Source organism: Achromobacter pestifer, assembly GCF_902859625.1.
GTDB lineage: Bacteria > Pseudomonadota > Gammaproteobacteria > Burkholderiales > Burkholderiaceae_B > Achromobacter > Achromobacter pestifer.
In genome coordinates this window covers 289,363-303,080 of the sequence record NZ_CADIJX010000004.1, presented here as the reverse complement: position 1 = coordinate 303,080, position 13,718 = coordinate 289,363, and the positions used below count along the sequence as shown (strand labels likewise).

16 protein-coding genes are annotated in these 13,718 nt (G+C 64.1%); 14 read left to right on the top strand and 2 right to left on the bottom strand.

The window, feature by feature from the left end:
- Window positions 1-206: 206 nt before the first annotated feature.
- The 5 genes from coxB (at window position 207) to HV753_RS17140 (ending at window position 4,379) form a co-directional block, all read left to right on the top strand.
- Window positions 207-1,364, top strand: coding sequence for a cytochrome c oxidase subunit II (gene coxB / locus HV753_RS17155; protein WP_175175704.1), 1,158 nt, complete (start codon window positions 207-209; stop codon window positions 1,362-1,364).
- A gap of 103 nt (window positions 1,365-1,467) precedes the next feature.
- Window positions 1,468-3,075, top strand: coding sequence for a cytochrome c oxidase subunit I (ctaD, locus tag HV753_RS17150; RefSeq protein WP_175175703.1), 1,608 nt, complete (start codon window positions 1,468-1,470; stop codon window positions 3,073-3,075).
- 31 nt (window positions 3,076-3,106) lie between these two features.
- Window positions 3,107-3,232, top strand: a complete 126-nt coding sequence (locus HV753_RS31150) for a cytochrome oxidase small assembly protein (protein WP_217481484.1) — start codon at window positions 3,107-3,109, stop codon at window positions 3,230-3,232.
- 9 nt (window positions 3,233-3,241) lie between these two features.
- Window positions 3,242-3,466, top strand: a complete 225-nt coding sequence (locus HV753_RS17145) for a DUF2970 domain-containing protein (protein ID WP_175175702.1) — start codon at window positions 3,242-3,244, stop codon at window positions 3,464-3,466.
- A gap of 37 nt (window positions 3,467-3,503) precedes the next feature.
- Window positions 3,504-4,379 carry a cytochrome c oxidase subunit 3 gene (locus HV753_RS17140; protein WP_175175701.1) on the top strand — a complete coding sequence of 292 codons (876 nt, stop codon included), beginning with the start codon at window positions 3,504-3,506 and terminating at the stop codon, window positions 4,377-4,379.
- Between the two features lie 225 nt (window positions 4,380-4,604).
- On the opposite strand, the gene HV753_RS17135 is transcribed toward HV753_RS17140, so the two are convergent.
- A complete protein-coding gene (locus HV753_RS17135) occupies window positions 4,605-4,805 on the bottom strand; it encodes a twin transmembrane helix small protein (protein WP_006224570.1) in 201 nt (66 codons plus the stop codon).
- Between the two features lie 36 nt (window positions 4,806-4,841).
- On the opposite strand from HV753_RS17135, the gene HV753_RS17130 reads away from it, so the two are divergent.
- The 5 genes from HV753_RS17130 to HV753_RS17110 all read left to right on the top strand — a co-directional run bounded on the left by HV753_RS17130 (window position 4,842) and on the right by HV753_RS17110 (window position 8,932).
- Window positions 4,842-5,639 (top strand): SURF1 family protein, encoded by a 798-nt coding sequence (locus tag HV753_RS17130; protein WP_175175700.1) that lies wholly within the window; start codon window positions 4,842-4,844, stop codon window positions 5,637-5,639.
- 86 nt (window positions 5,640-5,725) lie between these two features.
- The gene (locus HV753_RS17125) at window positions 5,726-6,307 is read left to right on the top strand and encodes an SCO family protein (protein ID WP_425485908.1); all 582 of its coding nucleotides are present in this window, start codon (window positions 5,726-5,728) and stop codon (window positions 6,305-6,307) included.
- 60 nt (window positions 6,308-6,367) lie between these two features.
- Window positions 6,368-7,402, top strand: coding sequence for a COX15/CtaA family protein (locus HV753_RS17120; RefSeq protein ID WP_175175698.1), 1,035 nt, complete (start codon window positions 6,368-6,370; stop codon window positions 7,400-7,402).
- A gap of 13 nt (window positions 7,403-7,415) precedes the next feature.
- Window positions 7,416-8,309, top strand: a complete 894-nt coding sequence (gene cyoE, locus HV753_RS17115; protein WP_175175697.1) for a heme o synthase — start codon at window positions 7,416-7,418, stop codon at window positions 8,307-8,309.
- 17 nt (window positions 8,310-8,326) lie between these two features.
- The gene (locus HV753_RS17110) at window positions 8,327-8,932 is read left to right on the top strand and encodes an SCO family protein (protein WP_175175696.1); all 606 of its coding nucleotides are present in this window, start codon (window positions 8,327-8,329) and stop codon (window positions 8,930-8,932) included.
- Here the strand turns inward: HV753_RS17110 and HV753_RS17105 are convergent, their stop codons facing one another.
- Entirely contained in the window at window positions 8,933-9,169 is a 237-nt protein-coding gene (locus tag HV753_RS17105) for a DUF3717 domain-containing protein (RefSeq protein WP_175175695.1), read from the bottom strand.
- Window positions 9,170-9,301: 132 nt separating this feature from the next.
- Between HV753_RS17105 and HV753_RS17100 the strand changes: the two genes are divergently transcribed.
- From HV753_RS17100 to HV753_RS17085, 4 genes are all read left to right on the top strand, one after another.
- Window positions 9,302-9,967: a glycine zipper 2TM domain-containing protein gene (locus HV753_RS17100; protein ID WP_175175694.1), complete on the top strand. Its 666-nt coding sequence runs from the start codon at window positions 9,302-9,304 to the stop codon at window positions 9,965-9,967.
- A 42-nt stretch (window positions 9,968-10,009) separates the two neighbouring features.
- Window positions 10,010-10,813 (top strand): PhaM family polyhydroxyalkanoate granule multifunctional regulatory protein, encoded by an 804-nt coding sequence (locus HV753_RS17095; protein ID WP_175175693.1) that lies wholly within the window; start codon window positions 10,010-10,012, stop codon window positions 10,811-10,813.
- A 68-nt stretch (window positions 10,814-10,881) separates the two neighbouring features.
- Window positions 10,882-12,255 (top strand): bifunctional UDP-N-acetylglucosamine diphosphorylase/glucosamine-1-phosphate N-acetyltransferase GlmU, encoded by a 1,374-nt coding sequence (gene glmU, locus HV753_RS17090; protein WP_175175692.1) that lies wholly within the window; start codon window positions 10,882-10,884, stop codon window positions 12,253-12,255.
- Entirely contained in the window at window positions 12,255-13,649 is a 1,395-nt protein-coding gene (locus HV753_RS17085) for an MFS transporter (RefSeq protein WP_175175691.1), read from the top strand. Before glmU ends, HV753_RS17085 begins: the two co-directional genes overlap by 1 nt.
- Window positions 13,650-13,718 lie beyond the last annotated feature (69 nt).

Below are 13,718 nucleotides of genomic sequence, written 5' to 3'. Positions count from 1 at the left end.
AGCCCCATGAATTCAAGAGGCTTGTCTTACATCTGTTTGCGTGTCCGCTATAATCCGCCAGTTTCTTTGTGATTTCGAGTGGGAACGCGGGGGCCGCTCTATCTTCCCTGCTTAGCCCTGCCATCTAATAATTGCGCGTAGTCCTGTTGAAGTGACACTCGTGCCACTAGGCGACAAGGGCCCTCGCGCCGTGTTTCGAGGTAAGCATGAAGAAGTGGAGAGGGATACTGGGGGCTTGTGCGATGCTGATTGGCAGCGTGGCCGGTGCTCAGGTGCAAGACATGCCCGGCGGCCCGAAGGTCAATCAGCTGAACCTGCATGAGGGTGTCACGGCGATTTCGCGCGACATCATGTGGCTGCACTGGCTGCTGCTCACGATCTGTATCGTGATTTTCATTGGTGTGTTCGGAGTGATGTTCTACTCCATCTGGGCACACCGAAAGTCCCGGGGACACAAGGCCGCGACCTTCCATGAGCATCTGGGCGTGGAAGTCGCCTGGACGGTCATCCCCTTCATCATCGTCATCGCGATGGCGCTGCCGGCCACCAAGACGGTCGTGGCCATGAAGGACACGTCAAGCGCCGACCTGACCATCAAGGTCACCGGCTACCAATGGAAGTGGGGCTACGAGTACCTCGACGGCACTGCCGCCGGCGTCAAGTTCCTGTCCACGTTGGCCACGCCCCGCGCGCAGATCGAGAATCGCGAGCCCAAGGGCGAGTTCTATCTGATGGAAGTGGACAACCACATGGTGGTCCCGGTGGATAAGAAGGTCCGGGTCGTGCTGACCGCGGCCGACGTCATCCACTCGTGGATGATCCCCGACTTCGGCGTCAAGCAGGATGCCATCCCCGGCTTCCTGCGTGACGCCTGGTTCCGCGCGGAGACCCCTGGCATCTATCGCGGCCAGTGCGCGGAACTCTGTGGCAAAGACCACGCCTTCATGCCCATCGTCGTGGAAGTCCTGGCGCAAGCCGACTACGATAAGTGGGTTGAAGACCAGAAAAAGAAGATGGCGGCAAACGCCGACGATCCTAATAAAGAGTGGACGGAAGCCGAACTGGTTGCCCGTGGCGAAAAAGTATTCGCCGCTAATTGCGTGGCCTGTCACCAGGCCAACGGCAAGGGCATTCCGGGCAGCTTCCCACCGCTCGACGGAGACAAGGTTGTTCTGGGCCCGAAGGCGGACCAGATCAACACCGTGCTGAAGGGCAAGCCCGGCACCGCCATGGCGGCATTCGGCGGGCAGCTCAATGATGTCGAGATCGCAGCGGTCATCAGCTATACGCGCCATGCCTGGAGCAATGCAGGCAAGGGGCAGGACCCGACGGTTCTACCGAAGGACGTCGCGGCTGCGCGTTGATCGCGCACCCACGTTCGCCACCGCTAGAGCCGGTTCCGTTTAGTTAGAGATACCCTGCCGGCCCCGTGGATCGGGGCCGGCACTCAGCAGGAAGGAGTCCATCATGAGCAGCGTCACTGTAGACCACGTGTCGCCGGGCCACGGCCACGGTCACGATGACCACCACCACGCCATGCCCACGGGTTGGCGTCGCTGGCTTTTTGCCACGAACCATAAAGACATCGGGACGATGTATCTCATCTTCTCGTTTGCCATGTTGCTGGAAGGCGGCACGCTCGCCTTGCTGCTGCGTACCGAACTGTTTGAACCGGGCTTGCAGTTCTTCCGCCCGGAACTGTTCAACCAGTTCACCACCATGCACGGCCTCATCATGGTGTTCGGCGCCATCATGCCGGCCTTCGTGGGCTTCGCGAACTGGATGATCCCGATGCAGATCGGCGCCTCCGACATGGCGTTCGCGCGCATGAACAACTTCAGCTTCTGGATGCTGCCGGTGGCCGCGATCATGCTGACGGCATCGTTCTTCGTTCCGGGCGGCGCCACCGCCGCGGGCTGGACGCTGTACGCACCGTTGTCCCTGCAAATGGGCCCGGGCATGGACCTGGCCATTTTCGCCATGCACATCATGGGCGCGTCCTCGATCATGGGCGCAATCAACATCATCGTGACCGTGCTGAACATGCGCGCGCCCGGCCTGACGTTGATGAAGATGCCGCTGTTCTGCTGGACCTGGCTGATCACCGCCTTCCTGCTGCTGGCCGTGATGCCGGTGCTGGCGGCTGCCATCACCATGGTGCTGACCGACCGTCACTTCGGCACGGGCTTCTTCAATGCGGCCGCCGGTGGCGATCCGGTCCTGTACCAGCACGTGTTCTGGTTCTTCGGGCACCCCGAGGTCTACATCATGATCTTGCCGGCGTTCGGCATCGTGTCGGCTATCGTGCCCGCGTTCGCCCGCAAGAAGCTGTTTGGCTACGCCTCGATGGTGTACGCCACCGCTTCCATCGCGGTGCTGTCGTTCATCGTGTGGGCGCACCACATGTTCACGACGGGCATGCCGGTGACGGGTCAGCTCTACTTCATGTATGCCACCATGCTCATCTCCATCCCGACCGGGGTGAAGGTGTTCAACTGGGTTGCCACGATGTGGCGCGGCTCGATGACGTTCGAGACCCCGATGCTGTTCTCCATCGGCTTCATCTTCGTGTTCACGATGGGTGGCTTCACTGGCCTGATCCTGTCCGTGGCGCCGATCGACATCCAGGTCCACGACACCTACTACGTGGTGGCTCACTTCCACTATGTGTTGGTGGCGGGTTCGTTGTTCGCGTTGTTCGCCGGCGCCTATTACTGGGTGCCCAAGTGGACCGGCCGCATGTACAGCGAAAAACTGGGCAAGCTGCATTTCTGGTCGACGCTGATCTCGTTCAACGTGACGTTCTTCCCGATGCACTTCCTGGGCCTGGCGGGCATGCCGCGCCGCTACGCTGACTATGCCGCGCAGTTCACGACGTTCCACCAGATCGCCACCATCGGCGCCTTCTGGTTCGGGCTGTCGCAATTGATTTTCCTGTGGGCGATCCTGCGTTGCTACATGGGCAAGGGCGAAGTCGCCGCCGCGAAGCCGTGGGAAGGTGCCGAAGGGCTGGAATGGACGGTGCCATCGCCCGCGCCGTTCCATACCTTCGAAACCCCGCCCGAAGTGAAGTGAACAAGCCTTTCATGTTCCAGGTAGCACGAGAATGACACCCGAGCAGCGCCGCCGTAACAAGATTGCAGGACTGATCCTGCTGGTTTTCGTCATTGCCGTGTTTGCCTGGACCGTGGTGCGCGGTTCCGCGCTGCTGACAGGCAACGCGGTCGGCTAGGCCAAGGCCATGAGCGATGACCTGCACGAAACCACTCAGCGCAAGCTGAGCTTCCTTCAAACCATGAAGGCGGTGGCGTGGGGGTTTTTCGGCGTGCGCAAGGGCGCGGGCTACCGGGAAGACAGTGCCCGGCTGAACCCGATCCACGTGATCGTGGCCGGGCTGCTGGCAGCGGCAATCTTCGTTACTGTGCTGGTATTAATTGTGCGTTGGGCGGTTTCAAGCCTGACTTGAATCACTTAATCTATAAGTCTGTACCAGGGAGAAAACCATGAGTGCAAGCCACTCGGTTCAAGGTAAAGAGGCACCGTACTACTTTGTGCCCGCCGACTCGGGACACCCCGTGCGCACGGCAGTCGCGTTGCTGTTCATGGGGATGGGCGCCGCGGCCTGGATCAACGGCGTCAGCTGGGCCAAGTGGTCCGTGCTGGCGGGGTTCATCGGCCTGATCGTGGTGCTGTATTACTGGTTCGGCGACGCCATCCAGGAATCCGAAGCCGGCATGAACAGCAAGCGCATCGACGGTTCCTACCGCTGGGGCATGAGCTGGTTCATCTTCTCTGAAGTGATGTTCTTCGCGGCGTTCTTCGGTGCGCTCTGGTACACGCGCACCATCACCACGCCGTGGCTGGGTGACATGGATCACCGGCTGATGCTGTGGCCTGATTTCAAGGCTGCCTGGCCCAACTTTGGTCCGGCCGGCGTGGTCGAGCATTTCCAGACGGTCGGCCCGTTCTGGCTGCCCACCATCAACACCGCGTTGCTGCTGTCCTCGGGCGTCACGCTGACCATCGCCCACCATGCGCTGCGTGAAAACCATCGCGGCAAGACGATGTTCTGGCTGGCCGCCACGGTCATCCTGGGCTTCATCTTCGTGGCCTGTCAGGCTGCCGAATACCATCATGCCTATACGGAGCTGAACCTGAAGTTCAACTCGGGCGCATATGGCTCGCTGTTCTACATGCTGACCGGCTTCCACGGCTTTCACGTGATCCTGGGCGCCACCATGCTGACGGTCATCCTGATCCGCCTGATGCGGGGCCATTTCACCGCCGACCATCACTTCGGTTTTGAGGGGGCGGCCTGGTATTGGCACTTTGTGGACGTGGTGTGGCTGGGCCTGTACCTGTTTGTGTACTGGTTCTAAGCGCCGTTGGGCGTAGGATGGGTGAAGCGCGCGGGAACTCTGGGCCAAGAGTTCTGTCGATTAACGCGCGCAACCCATCAAGCAGCGCCTGCGTCGTGGTTGAAGCGGCCAATAGCGCGGCCGCTGCTTGATGGGTTGCGCGCGCCAGGCAATTGAGTTCTTGTTTGGGTTGCCTCGCGCCTCACCCCTCCTGCCGGATCAGGTGAGCCTCTTTGGGTACGCGGGCTATCTCAGCCCGGTGCTTTCGATCCAGCCCATGTGATGGGCGAACAGCACGAACAGGAACAGGGCAACCGACAGCCCGATGCGCACCGTCAGCGCATTGACCGTGCGGCTGGTGGTGCCTTTGTCCCGCATCAGGTAGACCAGGGCGGATGCCAGGCTGGCCAGAATACCGATGAAGGCCAGTACGACGAAAACGCGCATGGTGGTCTCCGGACAAAACAGAGTTAGCAACGATACATGGCCCGACCGCATTCAACCCGCTACACGGTAGCCGCCCTACTTCTGCTTGGCATTGCCGTGGTGATTCTGGTGTCGCTGGGGCAATGGCAGTTGCGTCGCAGTGACGAGCGACGCGCCATTCTGGCTGCTATCGAAGCGGGCCGCAAGCAAGCGCCGCTGATGCTGACGCCGGCAACGCCTTCCGACAGCATGACCCCGTGGCGCGTGGCCCAGGCCAGCGGCGCATGGCTGCCGCAATTCAGTGTACTGCTGGACAACCGCAACCACGATGGCCGGCCGGGCTACTGGCTGGCCACTCCGCTGCTGCTGGATGCCTCGTCCCGGCAGGCGGTGCTGGTGCTGCGGGGTTGGTTGCCCCGCGTGATCCAGGGCCAGGGCGAACCCAAGCTTCCGGCGCCACCCGAGGGCATGCAAGTGGTCACGGGCGAACTGTCCGACCGCGTGCCCCGCATGTTTGAACTTTGGTCGCTTGGCGGGCAGGATCAATCCGCGCTGCCCAAGACCTTGCCCGTGGCGGGCGGCGCCGTGCCGCAGGTGCAGAACCTGCCGATTGCCGAGTATGCCCGCGCGACGGGACTGAACCTGCTGCCCGTCGTGCTGAGCCAGGCCGACCAAGGCGCCAACGACGGCCTGGTCCGCGATTGGCCGCAGCCGTCGGTGGATTTCCAGAAGAACACGTCTTACGCCGTGCAGTGGTTCGCGTTTGGTTTGATTGCTGCCATCGCATGGCTGGTGGTGCTGGGGGGCGCCATCCGGCGCATGCGCCAGCGTGCGCCGGATGGCCCCCAGGCCTGAACCGCGTGCCTCAACGAATGAATCTATCAGGGAATAAAGTGGCTCGCGACATTTCATCCAACAAGCCCGCAGGCAAGCGCTCATTGATGCCCATGCTGCTGGTGTTCCTGTGCTCGCTGGCGCCGATTGTGGCGGCCTTCGTGGTGTACATGAACCCGCAGTGGTGGCCGGCTGATTCCAGCAACTACGGCACGTTGGTGTCGCCGCAGCGCCCCGTGCCGGCGGCTGGCGACTTGAAGCTGACCACGCTGGATGGCAAGCCGTTCGACCTGCAAAGCCTGAAAGGCAAGTGGCTGCTGGTGACCGCCGACGGCGCGGCCTGCCCCGAAAGCTGCGCCCGCAAGCTCTTCATCACACGCAACAGCCATGCCAGCCAGGGCAAGAACGTGGACCGCCTGGCGCGCGTCTGGTTCATCACCGATGATGCGCCGGTGCCCGACAAGGTGCTGGAAGCCTACAAGGGCACGGTGATGTTGCGCGCTGATCCGGATCAGTTGGCGCGCTACCTGCTGGCGCGGGATTCGGCTGCCGGCCAGCCCGGGTTGCCGGAGCCGATCTGGGTGATCGATCCGCTGGGCAACCTGATGATGCAGTACCCTGCCGAGGCCGACGGCGTGAAAGTGCGCAAAGACATCAGCAAGCTGGTCTACAACTCAAGGATAGGGTGACCTCCCGGAACGCCTGCGGAGCTGGATCCGCGCGGCGCGGCAAAGTCATGGTTTAGGGAAATGGAACGTATCAAAGCGCGGTATCGCAAACTTGTTTTTTTCACCTGGTTCCTGACCTTGGACCTGATCATGTTCGGCGCCTTCGTGCGCCTGACGGATTCGGGCCTGGGCTGCCCTGACTGGCCCGGTTGCTACGGCAGCGCGACGCCGCTGGGTGCGCAGGGCGACATCCACCAGGCGTCCCAAGCCATGCCCTTTGGTCCGGTGACGATGTCCAAGGCCTGGATCGAAATGATCCACCGCTACGTCGGGACCATCCTGGGCATGCTCATCATCGCCATCGTCTACATGGCGTGGCGCTACCGCCGCGAGTTGGGCCGTTCGCCCGCGCTGGCCATCACGACGCTGGTCGCCGTGTGCGTGCAGGGCGCGTTTGGCGCCTGGACCGTCACCCATAAGCTGATGCCCGCGGTGGTGACGTCGCATCTGGTCTTCGGGCTGTCGGTGCTGGCGCTGATGACCTGGCTGTCTGCCCGGGAACGACCGCATCTGGCCATTGCCGCTGCTGCGGCGCGCTGGAAGCCATGGGTCGCGGTGGGGTTCGGCCTGCTGCTGGTGCAGGTGACGCTAGGGGGGTGGGTCAGCACCAACTACGCCGCGCTGGCCTGCATGGACTTTCCCATGTGCCACGGGAAGTGGGTGCCCGACATGGACTTTCACGGCGGCTATTCCGTGATCCGGGGCCTGGGCGAATTGCCCTCGGGCGAGATGATCTCGCAGCCCGCCCTGACGGCGATTCACTGGGTGCACCGTAATTTTGCTTTTGTCGTGTTCCTGTATCTGGGTACGCTGGCATGGCGGCTGCGGGCCGAACCCGGCTTGCGCGGCCCCGCCACGTTGATGCTTGCGTTGCTGGTTGCGCAGTTGTTCACCGGGTTGACGACCATCTTCTTCCAGTGGCCGCTGCTGATCGCGGTGCTGCACAATGGAGGCGCCGCGGGTCTGACCTTGGCGGCCGTGGTGCTGATGGTGCGTTTGTCCACGGCAGGACGCGCACCGGCGGGGGGCTATGGCCCCAATTCGGTGCGCGTTTAAAATAGGGTCCACTATGACCAGTCTTGCCGCTCCTCAAACCGGATTGTTCCGCCAATACTTCGTACTCACCAAGCCGCGTGTCACGCAGCTGGCGGTGTTTTGCGCAGTCATCGGCATGTTTCTTGCCGCTCCGGGCATTCCCGATATGCGCCGCGTGGTGTTTGGCACCATCGGCATCTGGCTGCTTGCCGCCGCCGCTTTCGCCATCAACTGCCTGATCGAACAGGAAGTCGACGCCCGCATGCTGCGCACGGCGCGTCGGGCCACCGCCCAGGGCACCATCTCGGCATTCCAGGTGCTGAGCCTGTCCGGCCTGTTGGGCGGCGCGGGCATGTTCGTGCTGTATACGCTGGTGAACCCCCTGACCATGTGGCTGACGTTTGCCACTTTTGTGGGCTACGCCGTCATCTACACCGTCATCCTCAAGCCGCGCACGCCGCAGAACATCGTGATCGGCGGCCTGTCGGGCGCGATGCCCCCGGCGCTGGGCTGGGCCGCCGTGGCGGACTCGGTGCCCGCCGAAGCTTGGGTGCTGGTGTTGATCATCTTCATCTGGACGCCGCCGCATTTCTGGGCGCTGGCGCTGTATCGCAATCACGACTACGCCAAGGCCGGCCTGCCCATGCTGCCGGTCACGCACGGCAACCAGTTCACGCGCCTGCATATCCTGCTGTATAGCGTGGCGCTGGTGGCCACGACGCTATTGCCCTACGCCATCCGCATGAGCGGCGAACTCTACCTGCTGTCAGCGCTGGTGCTGGGTGGCATGTTCGTCTCGTATGCGTGGCGCCTGTACCGCGTCTACAGCGATGAGCTGGCGCGCAGCATGTTCCGTTTTTCCATTCTCTACCTGGCGCTGTTGTTCGGCGCCCTGCTGGTGGACCACTGGGTCGGCCTGCTGCGCTGACCCCCTGGAGGTTGTTGATGTCCGTGTTTTCCGCCAGCCGCCGGCTGACTCTGCGCTTCGGCGCCGCCATTGCCTTCACCGCTGCCCTGGCCGCGTGCGGCGAGAGCGCGCCCACTTTCAAAGGCAGCGACATCAGCGGCACCCAGCTGGGTCGCGGCATGGAACTGACTGACACCAACGGCAAGACGCGCCAGTTGTCCGACTTTGCCGGCAAGGTCGTCGTGGTGTTCTTTGGATTCACGCAGTGCCCCGACGTGTGTCCCACGTCGTTGGCCGAGCTGACCGAAGTCATGAAGAAGCTGGGGCCGGACGCCGACCGCGTGCAGGTACTGCTGATCACGGTCGACCCCGAGCGCGACACGCAGGAAGTGCTGAAGCAGTACGTCACGGCATTCGATCCGCGCTTCCTGGGCTTGACCGGCACGCCGGATCAGGTCAAGAAGACCGCCGCGTCGTTCAAGGCTTATTACGCCAAGGCGCCCACCAAGGACGGCAATTACACGATGGATCACACCGCCGCGTTCTACTTGCTGGACGGCAAGGGTGAATCGCGCGTGTTGGCCAATAACAACCTTGGGGTGGATGCCCTGACGCACGACATCCAGGCCCTGCTGAAAGGCTGATCAGGGATTGGCCAGGGGCTTGGCGCCCGCAGCAGCCCAGCCGGCCAGCGCCGCCTGGGCTTTTTCATTGAGTTCAGCGACCGGGATGTCGTGCCGGTGCGCGATGATCATCAGGGCGTAGGGCGTGGCCAGCGCCGCGGCTTCGGGGCACAGGCGTGATTCGTCACCCACCGAGGGTGACACATTGCGCCAATAGTTGATCGCCTGTTCGAGCTGGGGCAGAGAAATGGAATCCATCTGCCTATTGTCCACGAATGGGGTGGCCTGTCCACCTGCCCCGCGCTCTGCAAAGAAGCGTCACCATCGCAACATGCCGAAACCGCGGCCGGGTGCTATACCGATGCCGGTTAGTTACGATGGAGCATCGTCATGAATACATCCCCCCGAATTGAGAGTCCGCGTCGCGGCCTGCATCCGCTGGTTGCCGCCGCGGCGGTTGCCGTCATTGTCATGTGCGCGGTAGGCGTGGCCGCCGTGGTGGGCTGGCTGCCCACGCCGTCGGCCAATCCGCACGCGGACGTGCCCGTGGCCGGTGCCGGCCCTGAAAGCGCCAACCTGGCGCCGGCTCCGCAAGCGGCCGTGCCCCCCGCGCCCGCCCAGACTGGCCGTCCGGCTTCTGCCGGGGCGCCCCGGCCCGCAGCGCCAGCGCAGCAGCAACAAGCGCAGCAGCCGCCGCCGCAGGCATGCCAGAGCTGCGGCGTGGTGGAGGGCATCCGCCAGGTGCAGGTGCCGGTGAAGGACAATAGCGACCATCTGGTCGGCACCATCGGTGGCGGCGTGGTGGGAGGCGTTGTGGGTAATCAGTTTGGCGGAGGCAGCGGCAAGACGGCGCTGACCGTGCTGGGCGCCGTTGGCGGCGCTTTGGCAGGCCGTGAAGTTGAGCGTAATATCAGACAGCAACAAACGGTGACGCACTATGAACTCACGGTTCGCATGAGCGACGGTAGTGCGCGCCAGTTCCGCAGCGCGCAGCCGTTCGCCTTTGCTTCGGGTGACCGGGTGCGCGTGGAGAATAATCAGCTGCTGCCGGGTTGACCGGCAGCCGGCGGAAACCATACGTTTTTGGGGAGACCTGGCATGAGCGACCAATTCACAAATCCGTTCGTCCTTCCTGGCATGGGACAGAACTCCGACCTGTCGGGCAATCCCCTCCTGGCCAGCATGGAAATGATGCGCCAGGCGTGGGCCGGCCTGACCGGGCCTGGCGGCCTGGCCAGCAGCTTGCCCATGGCCCCGCCCATGAACCTGGAAGACCTGGATCGGCGCATCGCCGAACTGCGCTCGGTGGAAAGCTGGTTGCGCATGAATCTGTCGATGCTGTCTTCCACCATCCAGGGCATGGAGGTGCAGCGTTCCACCATCAGCACGCTGCGCGCCTTTGTGGATAGCGCGGCCAATATGGACATGAGCGCAGTCCGCGACAGCGGCGCGGCGTCTCCGCTGGAAGTGGTGCTGGGGCTGAAACCCGCGCCCAAGGCCGCTGCCAAACCGGGCCCGAATCCGGCGCCGGAGCAAGGCAAGCCGCACGACGCGCCCGCTGGCAAAGGCGCGGAAGCGGCTGCGGACCAGGCCTCCGCGGAATCGGCCATGCAAGGCATGAGCGAACAGATGGGCGCCGCCGCGCAATCCGCATCCAAGGCCTGGTGGGACTTGTTGCAGCAACAGTTCAACCACATCGCCTCGGCCACCGCAGCCTCCATGCCGGCCAGTCCGGACGCGGAACCTGCGGCCAAGCCCAAAGCGGGCGATGCCAAGGCCGGCGAATCCAAAGCCGCCGCGAAGACCGAGGTCAAGGCGTCCAAGCCCGCCGCACGCAAGACCGTGGCCAAGGCGCCGTCCAAGACCGCTAAAAAAGCGGGGCCTGCCCAAGGCAAGCCCTGACCCCCTCTTTCAATCGACACGCGAGACGGCCGCAAGGCCGCTCAGCCGTCCCAACCCTACTGGAACTTATGCTTAACGTAGTGATCCTTGCCGCCGGACTGGGCAAACGCATGCAGTCCGACCTTCCCAAAGTGCTGCACACCCTGGCGGGCAAGCCGATGCTGGCCCATGTGCTGGATAGCGCACGTCAATTGAAGCCGGCGCGCATCATCGTGGTGGTGGGCCATGGCGCCGACCGCGTCAAACAGGCTTTTGAAGGCCAGGCCGATTTGCACTTCGTGTTGCAGCAGCCGCAGCAAGGGACCGGCCACGCCGTGCAGCAGGCCGTGCCGCTGCTGCTGGAAGGTGATGGCAAGGACGACGTGACGTTGGTGCTGTACGGCGATGTGCCGCTGGTGCAGCCGGACACGCTGCAACGCTTGCTGCAAGCGCGTGCCACGGGCGCCGCCGTGCTGACCGAAGTGCTGGACGACTCCACCGGCTACGGCCGCATCGTGCGCGACGCCCAGGGCAATGTGTGCCGCATCGTCGAACACAAGGACGCTTCGGAAGCCGAACGTGCCATCCAGGAAGTGAACACCGGCATCCTGACCGCGCCGACCGCCAAACTGAAAGACTGGTTGTCCCGCATCGACAACAAGAACGCGCAGGGCGAGTACTACCTGACCGATGTGGTCGGACTGGCCGTGACGGATGGCGTAACGGTGGGCGCGGCCCAACCCGGCGCCGGTTGGGAGACGCTGGGCGTCAACAGCCGCGTGCAGCAAGCCGAACTGGAGCGTCGCTGGCAGGGCGAGCAGGCCCGTCGCCAGTTGGAAGCCGGCGTCACGCTGGCCGACCCGGCGCGCTTTGACGTGCGCGGCACGCTGACCTGCGGACGTGACGTGTTCATCGACGTGGGCTGCGTGTTTGAAGGCAATGTGACTCTGGCCGATGGCGTGCGCGTGGGCCCGCATTGCGTCCTGCGTGACGTCGCGATTGGCGCGGGCACCCAGATCGAAGCGTTCAGCCACTTGCAGCAGGCCGAAGTGGGCCGCGACGCGCGCGTGGGTCCCTATGCCCGCCTGCGTCCTGGCGCCGAATTGGGCGACCGCAGCCATGTCGGCAACTTTGTCGAAATCAAGAAGAGCGTGCTGGGCGCGGACAGCAAGGCCAACCACCTGGCCTACATCGGCGACGCCGATATCGGCGCGCGCGTGAATGTGGGCGCCGGCACGATCACCTGCAACTATGACGGCGTGAACAAGCACCGCACCGTCGTCGAAGACGATGTCTTCATCGGTTCCGACACGCAATTGGTGGCACCGATTCGCGTCGGCCGTGGCGCCACCCTGGGCGCCGGGACGACGCTGACTCGCGACGCACCGGCCGATGCGCTGACCGTGTCGCGTGCCAAGCAGGTCACCATTGAGGGTTGGCAGCGTCCCGTCAAGAAGTCGTGATGGCGGAGAACGAATTCGCCCAGGATGCGTCTGGCGGCGGCGCCAAGCCCGCTCCGCCTGACGGTTTGCCGGCGCCGCGCCGGTACTGGGCGGCCGCCACCGTGATGACGGGCATCAGCCTGTCGGTGCTGGACACCACCATCGCCAACGTGGCGCTGCCCACGATCGCTGTCGATCTGAATGCGTCACCCGCCGAAGCGGTGTGGGTCGTCAACGCCTACAACCTGGCGGTGGTGATGACGCTGCTGCCCTTGTCCGCGTTGGCCGAGCGCATCGGCTTTCGCCGCATGTTCACCTTCGGCCTGATGCTGTTCACCCTGGCCTCGCTGGGGTGTGCGCTGGCCGGCACGCTGTGGCAACTGACCGCGGCGCGCGTCTTCCAGGGCGTGGGCGCCGCGACGCTGATGTGCATGTTCGGCGGTCTGGTACGCAACATCTATCCCCTGAAGATGCTGGGCCGGGGCATCAGCATCAACGCCACCACGGTGGCGGTGATGTCGGTGCTGGGCCCCACCATCGGGTCCGCCATCCTGTCGGTGGCGCCGTGGCCCTGGATCTTCGCGGTGAACTTGCCGATCTGCGTCCTGGCCATGTTCGGCTTGCGCCATCTGCCCGAAGTGCCGCGCAACGACGTGAAGCTGGATTGGTTCAGTGCCCTGCTTTGCATGGCGACGCTGGGGATCTTCATTTCGGGTGTGGACATGATGGGCCAGGACCTGCTGCGCGGCATCGGCCTGGTGGCGATTGCGTCCGTGGCGGGCATGGTGCTGGTGCGCCGCGTCCGCACGCAACCGGCGCCGCTGGTGCCGGTGGATCTGCTGCGCATTCGCCCGCTGGCGTTCGCCGTGGGGGCATCGGCCTGCACGTTCGCGGCGCAGATGGCGTCGTATGTGTCGTTGCCGTTCTATTTCCAGCAGGTGCTGGGCCGGCCGTACCTGGAGGTGGGCATGCTGATGGGCGCGTGGCCCGTGGGCACGGCCATCATCGCCCCGCTGGCGGGCCGCTTGTCTGACCGCTATTCCGCGGCCACCCTGAGCGGCGTGGGGGCGGCGACCATGGTGATCGGCATGCTGTCGCTGGCGCTGTTGCCGTCCACGGTGTCCAACTGGCCCATCGTGGCGGGCATGTTCGTGGCAGGGGTGGGTTTTGGTTTCTTCCAGACGCCCAACAATCGCGCCATGCTGTCGGCCGCGCCTCGGTCGCGCAGCGGCGCGGCAGGCGGCTTGCAGGCCACCACCCGGGTATTCGGCCAAAGCTTCGGCACGGCGCTGGTGGCCATCGCCTTCAGCGTCAGCGTGGCGCATGGCCCTGGGCTGGCGTTGGTGTTGGGGACGGTTTGCGCGGCCCTGGCCGTCGTGGTCAACACGGTTCGTTTCAGCAAGCTGCGGGGGTAGCCCCGGCCGCTTCTATAATGGCTGCCGGCGCCGGGTTCTGGAACCCGGCGCGCAAGATTCCCTATTTTG

Bases quoted from the DNA above. Each gene is read 5' to 3' on its own strand.
- HV753_RS17140 (WP_175175701.1), top strand. From the start codon at position 3,504: ATGAGTGCAAGCCACTCGGTTCAAGGTAAAGAGGCACCGTACTACTTT.
- glmU (WP_175175692.1), top strand. From the start codon at position 10,882: ATGCTTAACGTAGTGATCCTTGCCGCCGGACTGGGCAAACGCATGCAG.
- HV753_RS17125 (WP_425485908.1), top strand. From the start codon at position 5,726: ATGCCCATGCTGCTGGTGTTCCTGTGCTCGCTGGCGCCGATTGTGGCG.
- HV753_RS17110 (WP_175175696.1), top strand. From the start codon at position 8,327: ATGTCCGTGTTTTCCGCCAGCCGCCGGCTGACTCTGCGCTTCGGCGCC.
- HV753_RS17145 (WP_175175702.1), top strand. From the start codon at position 3,242: ATGAGCGATGACCTGCACGAAACCACTCAGCGCAAGCTGAGCTTCCTT.
- HV753_RS17100 (WP_175175694.1), top strand. From the start codon at position 9,302: ATGAATACATCCCCCCGAATTGAGAGTCCGCGTCGCGGCCTGCATCCG.
- HV753_RS17135 (WP_006224570.1), bottom strand. From the start codon at position 4,805: ATGCGCGTTTTCGTCGTACTGGCCTTCATCGGTATTCTGGCCAGCCTG.
- HV753_RS31150 (WP_217481484.1), top strand. From the start codon at position 3,107: ATGACACCCGAGCAGCGCCGCCGTAACAAGATTGCAGGACTGATCCTG.
- ctaD (WP_175175703.1), top strand. From the start codon at position 1,468: ATGAGCAGCGTCACTGTAGACCACGTGTCGCCGGGCCACGGCCACGGT.
- HV753_RS17130 (WP_175175700.1), top strand. From the start codon at position 4,842: ATGGCCCGACCGCATTCAACCCGCTACACGGTAGCCGCCCTACTTCTG.
- HV753_RS17120 (WP_175175698.1), top strand. From the start codon at position 6,368: ATGGAACGTATCAAAGCGCGGTATCGCAAACTTGTTTTTTTCACCTGG.
- HV753_RS17085 (WP_175175691.1), top strand. From the start codon at position 12,255: ATGGCGGAGAACGAATTCGCCCAGGATGCGTCTGGCGGCGGCGCCAAG.
- HV753_RS17095 (WP_175175693.1), top strand. From the start codon at position 10,010: ATGAGCGACCAATTCACAAATCCGTTCGTCCTTCCTGGCATGGGACAG.
- HV753_RS17105 (WP_175175695.1), bottom strand. From the start codon at position 9,169: ATGGATTCCATTTCTCTGCCCCAGCTCGAACAGGCGATCAACTATTGG.
- coxB (WP_175175704.1), top strand. From the start codon at position 207: ATGAAGAAGTGGAGAGGGATACTGGGGGCTTGTGCGATGCTGATTGGC.
- cyoE (WP_175175697.1), top strand. From the start codon at position 7,416: ATGACCAGTCTTGCCGCTCCTCAAACCGGATTGTTCCGCCAATACTTC.